General features: G+C 66.7%; 11 protein-coding genes. 7 read left to right on the forward strand and 4 right to left on the reverse strand.

What is annotated here, in order from left to right:
- Positions 1-76: 76 nt before the first annotated feature.
- On the reverse strand, positions 77-2,125 hold the full coding sequence (locus tag ACTICP_RS14730) for an ABC transporter ATP-binding protein (RefSeq protein ID WP_441893671.1): 2,049 nt from the start codon (positions 2,123-2,125) through the stop codon (positions 77-79).
- 227 nt (positions 2,126-2,352) lie between these two features.
- Here ACTICP_RS14730 and ACTICP_RS14735 point away from each other — a divergent pair, with 227 nt between their 5' ends.
- Positions 2,353-3,762: an MDR family MFS transporter gene (locus ACTICP_RS14735; RefSeq protein ID WP_441893673.1), complete on the forward strand. Its 1,410-nt coding sequence runs from the start codon at positions 2,353-2,355 to the stop codon at positions 3,760-3,762.
- A 20-nt stretch (positions 3,763-3,782) separates the two neighbouring features.
- Here ACTICP_RS14735 and ACTICP_RS14740 read toward each other — a convergent pair whose 3' ends face one another.
- Positions 3,783-3,929 carry a hypothetical protein gene (locus ACTICP_RS14740; RefSeq protein WP_441893653.1) on the reverse strand — a complete coding sequence of 49 codons (147 nt, stop codon included), beginning with the start codon at positions 3,927-3,929 and terminating at the stop codon, positions 3,783-3,785.
- 92 nt (positions 3,930-4,021) lie between these two features.
- Between ACTICP_RS14740 and ACTICP_RS14745 the strand changes: the two genes are divergently transcribed.
- The 5 genes from ACTICP_RS14745 (at position 4,022) to arfB (ending at position 6,658) form a co-directional block, all read left to right on the forward strand.
- Complete coding sequence (locus tag ACTICP_RS14745; protein WP_441893655.1) at positions 4,022-4,519, forward strand: DUF6328 family protein; 498 nt, start codon at positions 4,022-4,024, stop codon at positions 4,517-4,519.
- Positions 4,520-4,569: 50 nt separating this feature from the next.
- Positions 4,570-5,142, forward strand: a complete 573-nt coding sequence (locus ACTICP_RS14750; protein WP_441893657.1) for a 1-acyl-sn-glycerol-3-phosphate acyltransferase — start codon at positions 4,570-4,572, stop codon at positions 5,140-5,142.
- A 109-nt stretch (positions 5,143-5,251) separates the two neighbouring features.
- Positions 5,252-5,551: a Fe-S cluster assembly protein HesB gene (locus tag ACTICP_RS14755; protein ID WP_441893659.1), complete on the forward strand. Its 300-nt coding sequence runs from the start codon at positions 5,252-5,254 to the stop codon at positions 5,549-5,551.
- A gap of 75 nt (positions 5,552-5,626) precedes the next feature.
- Positions 5,627-6,178 (forward strand): type 1 glutamine amidotransferase domain-containing protein, encoded by a 552-nt coding sequence (locus ACTICP_RS14760; RefSeq protein WP_441893661.1) that lies wholly within the window; start codon positions 5,627-5,629, stop codon positions 6,176-6,178.
- Between the two features lie 36 nt (positions 6,179-6,214).
- Entirely contained in the window at positions 6,215-6,658 is a 444-nt protein-coding gene (gene arfB, locus ACTICP_RS14765; protein ID WP_441893663.1) for an alternative ribosome rescue aminoacyl-tRNA hydrolase ArfB, read from the forward strand.
- A gap of 13 nt (positions 6,659-6,671) precedes the next feature.
- Here the strand turns inward: arfB and ACTICP_RS14770 are convergent, their stop codons facing one another.
- A complete protein-coding gene (locus ACTICP_RS14770; protein WP_441893665.1) occupies positions 6,672-7,253 on the reverse strand; it encodes an alpha/beta fold hydrolase in 582 nt (193 codons plus the stop codon).
- Between the two features lie 193 nt (positions 7,254-7,446).
- Entirely contained in the window at positions 7,447-8,856 is a 1,410-nt protein-coding gene (locus ACTICP_RS14775; protein ID WP_441893667.1) for an MFS transporter, read from the reverse strand.
- Positions 8,857-8,939: 83 nt separating this feature from the next.
- Here ACTICP_RS14775 and ACTICP_RS14780 point away from each other — a divergent pair, with 83 nt between their 5' ends.
- Positions 8,940-9,623, forward strand: a complete 684-nt coding sequence (locus tag ACTICP_RS14780) for a TetR/AcrR family transcriptional regulator (protein WP_441893669.1) — start codon at positions 8,940-8,942, stop codon at positions 9,621-9,623.
- Positions 9,624-9,682 lie beyond the last annotated feature (59 nt).

Consider the following 9,682-nt stretch of genomic DNA (forward strand, 5'->3'; position numbering starts at 1 on the left):
TCGCCGGAGCAGGCTCGGCGTACATCACCGGCCATTCGCTGTTCGTCGACGGCGGCATGTCGGCGCACTGAGCGGATCACCCCTCGGCCGGGTATACCCGCTGGTCTCCCGAGGGACCATCCAGCAGGGGCACCGACGCGGTGAGCGTGTTCACGGCATCCTCGGCCACAGAACCGTCCGGCGCGCGATCGGCCCGTCGATCGACGAACGCCGCCGCGAGGCCGCCACCCACCGCATCTTCGATCTCGGCCTCGGTCGTCATGATCTGGGATGCCGCCACCTGCTGCGCGGCGAGCTCAGCGTACAGACCGCCCTGCGCGAGCAGCTCGCTGTGCGTGCCGGACTCGACGATATGCCCGGCGTCCAACACGTGGATGACGTCCGCCCCCATCACTGTCGACAGCCGGTGCGCGATCGACAGGACCGTCCGCCCGCGCGCTGCTTCATCGAGCGCCTCCTGCACGACACGCTCCGAGACGGTGTCCAGTGCGCTGGTGGCTTCGTCCAGCAGCAGCACGGGCGGGTCCTTCAGCAGCACTCGGGCGATCGCGATCCGCTGCTTCTCGCCGCCCGAGAGCCGGTAGCCGCGCTCGCCGACAATCGTGTCGTAACCGGCCTCGAAACCGGCGATGATGTGGTGGATGTTCGCCGCCTGGCAGGCCGCAATCAGCTCATCCTCCGACGCGCCGGGCTTCGCATAGAGCAGATTCTCACGGATCGTGGCGTGGAACAGGTACGTCTCCTGCGACACGATCCCGACATCGTCGATGATCGATTCCTGTGTGAGGGTGCGCACGTCGGCGCCGGCGAACATCACCGCACCGCCGTGCGCCTCGTACAACCGCGGTGCGAGGTAGAGCACGGTCGTCTTCCCCGCGCCCGATGGGCCGACGAAGGCCACGTGCTGGCCGGGGTCGGCGGTGAACGAGACGCCCTGCAGCGTCGGACGGGCATCCGGCGCAGCATCCGGGTAGCGGAAGACGACGTCCTGGAACTCGATCCGTCCGCGCGGCCCGGGTGCCGCCGTGGCCGAGATCGCTCCGGGCGCGTCCTCGATCTCGGGCACGAGGTCGAGGTACTCGAAGATGCGCGCGAACAGTGCCGACGAGGTCTGCAGGTCGAGCGAGACGCGCATGAGCCCCATCAGGGGCTGGAGCAGCCGCGCCTGCACCGTCGTGAAGGCGACGACGGTTCCGGCGGTGATCGCACCCTCACCGCCGACGACGAGATAGCCCGCGACGAGGTAGATCACGGCGGGGACGGATGCCATCAGCACCTGCACGACCGCGAAGAACCCCTGCCCGCTCATCGCCCTGCGCACCTGCAGCGTCACCTGGTTGCGGTTCTCGGACTGGTAGCGATCGGATTCCGTGCGCTGCCGGTTGAACGCTTTCGACAGCAGCATCCCCGACACGCTCAGCGTCTCCTGCGTGATGGCGGTGAGCTCCGAGAGCGACTCCTGCGTCTCCCCCGCGATCCGCGCGCGCACCTGCCCGACCTTGCGCTGCACGATGATGAGGAACGGCATCAGCACGACGGCGATCAGCGTCAGCCGCCAGTCGATGAGGATCATCGCGACGAGCGAGGCGATCACCGTGACGACGTTGCCGAGGATGCTGGTGACCGTGTTCGTGAGCACGCCGGACACTCCGCCGACATCGTTCTGCAGGCGAGATTGGATGACACCGGTCTTGGTGCGTGTGAAGAAGCCGAGCTCCATCGCCTGCAGGTGCTCGAACAAGCGCACCCGCAGGTCGCCGGTGACCCGGTTGCCGACCGTCGAGGTCAGCCAGGTCTGCAGGACCCCGAGCGCGGATGAGAACAGGAAGAGCCCGACCATGATGAGGACGAGACGGATGAGCAGGCCGATCTCGGGACCGCCGCCATCGACGGGGAAGAGCGCGTCGTCGAAGATGCGCTGCACAATCAGCGGCGGGACCACGGCGACCGCAGCTCCCACGATCACGAGGAGGCCGGTGCTGATGATCCGGCCGAGGTACGGGCGGAACAGCGCGACGACGCGCTTGCCGAGACCTCTGATCCTCGGTGCTTGTGCGTTCAGCTTCTTCTGGGCGGCCTCATCCACGCCGCGGAACCCGCCACCACCACCGCGTCCGCCGCCCATGCTCATGCGCTCAGCCTATGCCGCACGAAAAAATTCCGGTCGGCAGGGAATGCGGCCCGGCAGCGGGGGGTTATCCTGGAACGTCGCGCACGAGCGGATGCCGGATCTCGGTTCCGCCTCAGGCCTTCCCTCCGCCACGCTTGAATTGAGGAGCCGTTTTGGCCGCTACTGCAACCGGATCCGTACCGACTCAGAAGCCACAGCATCCCGTCATCGCGCCTTCCGACATGCGCGTGATCTGGTTGCTGCTGGTCGCTGCGTTCGTCGCGATCCTCAATGAGACGACGATGGGCATCGCGATCCCCCATCTGAACGCCGACCTCGGCATCCCGCCGGAGCTGGGCCAATGGCTCACGAGCGCGTTCATGCTGACGATGGCGATCGTCATCCCCACCACAGGGTTCCTCCTACAACGATTCACCACGCGGCAGGTCTTCATCGCCGCGATGAGCGCGTTCACCCTGGGCACCCTGGTATGCCTGGTCGCCCCCGGCTTCGCCGTGCTGCTCGCCGGCCGGGTGATCCAGGCCGGCGGCACCGGCATCATGATGCCACTGCTGATGACGACGATGATGAACGTCGTGCCACCGCAGTCCCGCGGCCGCATGATGGGCCGGGTCGGCCTGGTCATCTCGCTCGCTCCGGCCATCGGGCCGACGCTCGCCGGCGCCGTGCTCAACGTCACGAGCTGGCGCGTGCTGTTCGCCATCGTGCTGCCGATCGCGCTCATCGCGCTGGCAATGGGCGCGAAGTGGATGACCAACCTCGGCGAGACGACGGATGCTCCCATCGACGTGCTCTCGATCGTGCTGTCTGCATTCGGCTTCGGCGGGGTCGTCTACGGCCTCAGCCAGTTCGGCGGCGAGGGAGAGTCAGGGGCAGCGACCGTCGGAGTGGTCTCGCTCGTCGTCGGAGGCATCGCGCTCGCGCTGTTCGTCTGGCGTCAGCTCGTCCTGCAGCGCGTGGACGACGCACTGCTCGACCTGCGCGTGTTCCGCAGCCGCAACTACACCATCGCCGTGATCGTGATGGCGATCGTCGCCATGTCGATGTTCGGCACGCTGGTGCTGCTGCCGCAGTATCTGCAGAACGTCGTCGGTCTCGACGCGCTCCAGTCGGGGCTCATCCTGCTGCCGGGGTCCATCCTCATGGGACTGCTGGGACCGGTGATGGGCCGCATCTACGACGCTCGTGGCACGCGCATCCTGCTCGTGCCCGGCACGATTATGGTTTCGGCGGCACTGTTCTTCTATTCGACGGTCGACGAGCACACCGCGTGGTGGCTGCTCGTCATCGCCCAGACCGTCATGTTCGTGGGGCTGTCGATGTCGTTCACTCCGCTGTTCTCGTCGTCGCTCGGGTCACTGCGTCGCCACCTGTACTCGCACGGCTCCGCCGCGCTGAACACCATTCAGCAGGTCGGTGGCGCCGCTGGTGTCGCACTGCTGACGGTGGTGTACTCGTCGATCCTGCACGCCGGTGAGCAGGAGGGTCTCGAAACGGCGTTCGCCGGTGCGCCGGGCGCACGCATGGCGTTCCTCATCGCAGCGATCGTCTCGCTGGGTGCGGTCGCGCTGAGCTCGTTCGTCCGCAAGCCGGCGGATGACGTGGACGCGGAGTTCCCCGAAGGGCACTGACCCGCGTCCGCGGGTGAGTGCTACTCCCCCGGCACGGCGCAAGAGCCGCCGCAGCAGCCGCCCGCGTTCTCGTCGCCCAACAGGTTGAGCCCGGCGGGCGCGGCCAGTGGCTGCACGTCCTTCTCGGCATCAGCCTGGGGGACGTCAGTGGTCTGCGAAGTGGACATGGCCTCCATGCTACGCCGGATTTCACACCGAGGCGCATGGTGAAGAACCGGGGCGCGTGGCAAATATCCGGGGCATGGTGAAGAATCGAAGCATGGTCAGGGATGCCGATGACGCACTGCGCGAGGACGGCCGCGACGAGACGGCCAACGAGCGCGCCGACCGCAATTGGGAAGAGCTCATGCAGGAGCTGCGCGTCATGCAGACCGGTACCCAGGTGCTGTCGGGTTTCCTCCTCGCCGTGGCGTTCCAACCGCGGTTCACCGAGCTCGACCCGGTGCAGGTCGGCCTCTATCTGATCCTCGTCGGTCTGGCCGCCCTCGCGACGATCATCGCTCTGGCGCCAGTCGGGATGCACCGCTGGCTGTTCGGCCGACGCCGCAAGCCCGAACTCGTGCAGATGGCATCGCTGATGGTCAAGGCGGACCTGGTCGTCGTCGGCATCCTGAGCGTCGGGGTGACGACCCTCATCGTCGACTTCACCCTGGACCGCACTGTCGCAGTGATCATCCTCGCCGTCGGGGTCGTCGTCGTCTTCGGCCTCTGGCTCGCGCTGCCGATCCTGGTCTCGCGCTCGCGGCCGCGCTCCTGAGGCGACGTCGCATGCCGGGCGGCGCATGCCCCCTGCCATACGGTTGAGGAATGCTTCGACGCCTCATCGCCCGAGCCTTCTGGGCGGTCAGCCGCTGGAAGCTCGCCGGCGAATCCGTTCCCGATCGCCCGACCGTACTGGTCGGCGCGCCGCACACCTCGAACGTCGACTTCGTGCTCATGCTCGCGATCGCCTGGCGGCTCGGCGTCGAAATCCGCTGGCTCGGCAAGGCGAGCCTGTTCGCCGGCTGGCGCGGTCCGGTGATGCGCCGACTCGGCGGCATCCCGGTCGACCGCTCCGATCCGAGCCGGGTCGTCTCGGACGTCGTCGCGCAGATCCACGGTGGCGAGGTGTTCGGCCTCGTGGTGACCCCCGATGGCACCCGCGGAAAGAACGACTACTGGAAGTCGGGTTTCTACCGCATCGCTCGGGACGCGGGGATGCCGGTGACGCTGTGTTTCGTCGATCGCACCACCATGACCACCGGTGTGGGACCGACGTTCGAGCTCACCGGCGACGTCCGCGCAGACATGGACCGCGTCCGTGCGTTCTACGCCGACAAGGCGGGCTTTCGCCCCGAGCTGCGCAGCGAGCCGCGGCTGCGGGAAGAGGACGCGAGTTGAGAGATTCCTCCTAATCCCGACACTCAGGTTGAAGACATCGGCCAAGTGCGGAATCGTGGCCCGGACATGCTCTGTCCGGAGTGTGTCCGCAACACGGAAGGAGAGCGCTGTGCTCACCCTGACCGAGAATGCAGATGCCGTCGTCACCACGATCGTCGGCCGAGAGGATGCCGGTGCAGAGGCGGGGCTGCGCATCCAGACCGCGGAGGGGCAGGGGCCTAACGGCGAAGCACGTTTCGCCGTTCACGTCGTTCCCACCCCTGAGCCCGCTGATGTCGTCGTCGAGGGACCGGAGAGCCGGGTCTTCCTCGAAGATACCGCCGCCGACGCGCTGTCCGACAAGGTGCTCGACGCGGGCGTGGACGAGCAGGGAGCTGTGAGCTTCACGATCCTGCCGCAGCCGGCTTGACGATGTGAGATGTACGAGAGGGTGGGGTGCCGCGGCATCCCACCCTCTTCGCATTCAGAAGACGAGGAGAAGATCATGACAGCACTTGACGGCAAGAAGGTGGCTTTCCTGCTCACCGACGGGTTTGAGGACAGTGAACTGACGAGCCCCTGGAGCGCAGTGACAGATGCGGGCGCGCAGGCGCAGCTCGTCTCCCCCGCCGATAAGAACGTCACGGGCAAGAAGGGCCATGTTCAGGATGTCGATCAGGCAGTCGCCGGCGCTGACGCATCGGCGTTCGACGCGCTCGTGCTGCCCGGTGGCGTCGTCAACGCGGATCACCTGCGGATGGATCGGGGTGCCGTCGCGTTCGCGAAGGCGTTCTTCGAGGCGCACAAGCCCGTCGCGGTGATCTGTCACGGATCATGGATCCTGATCGAAGCCGATGTCGTGCGTGGACGAACGCTCACCAGCTACCCGAGCCTTCGCACCGATCTGCTCAACGCCGGGGCGACCTGGGTCGACGAGGAGGTCGTCGTCGACGAGGGCCTCGTCTCCAGCCGGACGCCGGATGACCTCCCGGCGTTCAACGCCAAGACGATCGAGGAGATCGCCGAGGGATCGCACCCGGGTCAGCGCGCCGGATGAGCGTCCACCGCTTCGGCCGTCGGTCGCGGTGAGCCCGTGGACGATCTGCGCGTACCGCCCGGGCCGGGCGTGCCCCGCGGCCTGCGGGTGTCGGCGGCCGAGCTCGTCGAGCTGTTCTCCCGCGCGTCGGGGCCGGGCGGCCAGGGCGTGAACACCGCGGATTCGCGCGTGCAGCTCAGCCTCGATCTCGCGACCACGACGGCACTCGATGATGTTCAGCGCGCACGCGCCCTCGACCGGCTCAGCACGCGTCTGGTGGGAACTGTCCTGACCATCACGGCCTCTGAGCACCGCTCGCAGCGACACAACCGCCTGGCGGCGCGGGAGCGGCTCGCGGATCTGCTTCGGTCGGCGCTGGCCCCGGCATCCGTTCGTCGTCAGACCCGGCCGACGAGAGGTTCGCAGCGTCGTCGTCTGGACGGAAAGCGCCGTCGGTCGGAGACGAAGTCGGGGCGGCGCCGGCCCGATACGTCGGCGTGACAGCGAGCGGCAGTCAGTCCCAGTCGAGGTACTCCTCGACGATGACTGCGGTTTCGATCGGGTGCGTCGCCGGGAACAGATGATCGGCGCCGTTGACGGTCTTGATGCTGGCGCGCTCCGGGGCGGTGGCTTGCAGGGCCTCAGCGTTGTCGGATGGTGTGGTCTCATCGTCGGTCGCCTGCACGATGAGCACCGGGATCGCCGGTGCCAGGGGGATCTCGTCGCCCTCGACGCCGAGCAGCAGCAGTCCATTGACGCGGTCGGTGTGCTCTGCAGCGAAGATCCGCGCGGCGGTGCCGCCGAAGGCATGGCCGCCGATCCAGGTGTGCTCAAGCCCGAGGTGGTTGATGACCGCGACGGCATCCTCAGCACGCTCACGCAACGTCTCCGCGCGATCCTGAGCGGCGGATTCGGCACGGGGACCGACTCGAACGACATGGAAGCCGGCCTCCTCGGTGAGGTAGTGCGCCACCACGGCGAGACCGTCGCCGCTGAGCGCGCGCCCGGAGATCAGCACCAGTGAGACCGGTCCTTCGCCCTCCTCGATGTACGGGATGGCACGGCCGTCCGGCTCGAGAATGGTCTGCTGCGTCATAGTCGTCTTCCCTCTGGTGCTGGTGGCGGGCCGGTCAGAACCGGTTTCGTCGCTGACATCCACGATACTGGCTCGGTTTGCGATGGTTTGCGATGACTGTCTCCGTGATCGACAGCGCTTCGAGCACGCGGCGAATCCCGGCGGCGAACCGGACACTGTCGATTCGCGCCGACGCCGCGCGGCCGGGTGAACGCTACTCTTCGATGGCGACCGCGGTGCGCGGGAGGAGCGGTACGGCGAGGAGACAGAGCGCGGCAACGGCGAGGATCACGACGAGGGTAATAATCATCGCGGTTTCGGTGCCACGTGAGAGAGTCCCGATGAAGACCGTGGTCACGAGCGCAGAGCCCATACCGTTGGCGATCTGCTGAATGGCGCCGAGCGAGCCGCTCGCGGAGCCTGCTTCTTCGGGCTTCAGGTTGCCGAGGGCGGTGTTGAAGACCGAGTTGAAGCAGATTCCTGCGGCGATCCCGATGATGCTGGTGGCGATGAGGTTCTGCCACCAGGTCACCTGCATCCCCGACTCGAGGACGACGAGGAGCAGGATGCCCGTGCCGAGGATGGTGGTGAGCATCCCGATGAGCACGAGTCGCCTGCCGAGCTTCACGATGAGGGCGTTCGCGATTCCGGAGCCGGCCATGATGCCGATGGTGAGCGGAATCAGATTCAGCGATGTCTCGGTCGGGGTGTAACCGAGGCCGAGCTGGAAGAACAGGCTGATGACGTACATCAGGCCGCTGAAGCTCGCGAAAACGCAGAGACCGACGATGAGGCCGGAGGTGAAGCCGCGGTTGGCGAGCAGACTGCGGGGAAGGAGCGGTTCGTCCGCTCGAGCCTGCCGCCAGCCGAACAGCACCAGGAGCAATACTCCGGCGATCGCACTGCTGATCGTGAGTCCACTCCAGCCGTCGGAGGAACCGGTGACGAGTCCGAACAAGAGACCGAACAGGGCGAGGGCGAGCAGGATGCTGCCGATCAGATCGATGCGCGTCGAGCGGTGCGCGGGGACGGTGGGCAGATGGCGGAAGGCAAGGATGAGGGCGACACCGCCGAGGACGATGTTGACGAGGAAGATCGGTCGCCATCCCAGCCCGAGCAGGTTCGCATCGATGAGGAGGCCGCCCAGGATCGGTCCTGCGACCGCGAACACGCCGAGCATCGGCGCGAATACTGCGAACGCCTTCCGCAGCACAGGCTTCGGGAACGTCGCCGCCATGATCGCCATCCCCTGCGGAATCAGCAGAGCGCCGAACGCCCCTTGCACCACGCGAGCGGCGATCAATACCCCCGCGGAGGGCGCGAAGCCTGCGAGCGCGGAGCCGAGGATGAAACCGATCAGTCCGGTGAGGAACGTGCGACGCTGACCGAACTTGTCCCCGATGCGCCCACCGAGGACGAGCAGTGAGCCCAGCGCAAGCGCATACGACGCTCCGAGCCACGGGATCACGTTCTCGCTCACACCGAGTTCTCTCACGATCGACGGCGCGGCGACGTTCGCGATCGTGGCATCCATCAGGTCCATCGCATCCGCGAGAACGACGACGATCAAAGTGAGCCACATGGCTCGCGAAGACAGGGGCGGCGCCCCAACAGTAGTGGTCATAGGAACTCCGATCTCAGGTACGAACATGATCGTACCGAACATGTTCGTCACGATCAAGTTCGCAGGTTGGTAGAATGGATGCCATGACGACTCGTACCCCGATCAGCAGACGTGAACGACCCGCGAAGCCGGCACTCTCACGGAGTGCGATCGTCAATGCCGCGCTCCGCGTACTCGAGCGCGATGGCGCTGAGAAACTGACGATCCGGCGAGTTGCCGCCGAACTCGATACCGGCCCGGCCTCGCTCTACGTCTACGTGAAGAACGTCACCGTGCTGCATGCTCTCCTGATCGACGGCCTGCTCGCCGACCTTGACCTCGCGTGGGACGGCACGGAACCCTGGCGTGAACGTCTTCACCGGGTGATCGGTGGCTACATCAACCTGCTCACCGCTCACGGAAACCTCGCCCGTTCCGCAATATTCGTATGGCCCGACGGCCCCCACTACCTCAGCCTGGTCGACCTGCTCCTGCGACTTCTGCAATCCGCAGGAGCCGACGAGAAATCCGCTGCGTGGGGCATCGACCTCCTCCTCCAGCACGCAAGCGTCACTGCGGCAGAATGGGCCGCCCGAGCTTCCGGCACCGGCCAAGAGGTCGATGAGCTCACCGCGACGCTTGCCTCAGCCGACCACGAGCGTCACCCGGCACTCGCCGCGTTCAACACTGCGGCATTCACACAGGGAACCCCCGACGAACGGAACCGGTGGGCACTCGACACGCTGCTCGACGGCATTACGCGTGCCACCCTGCCGGTCAATGATTGACTCGCGGGCGACGGATGGGGCCTCGGTGAAGGAACGCCGAGTTGAGTCCCGCATAGTGG

Origin of the sequence: Microbacterium sp. (assembly GCF_052102115.1) — a bacterium.
Taxonomy (GTDB): Bacteria; Actinomycetota; Actinomycetes; order Actinomycetales; family Microbacteriaceae; genus Microbacterium.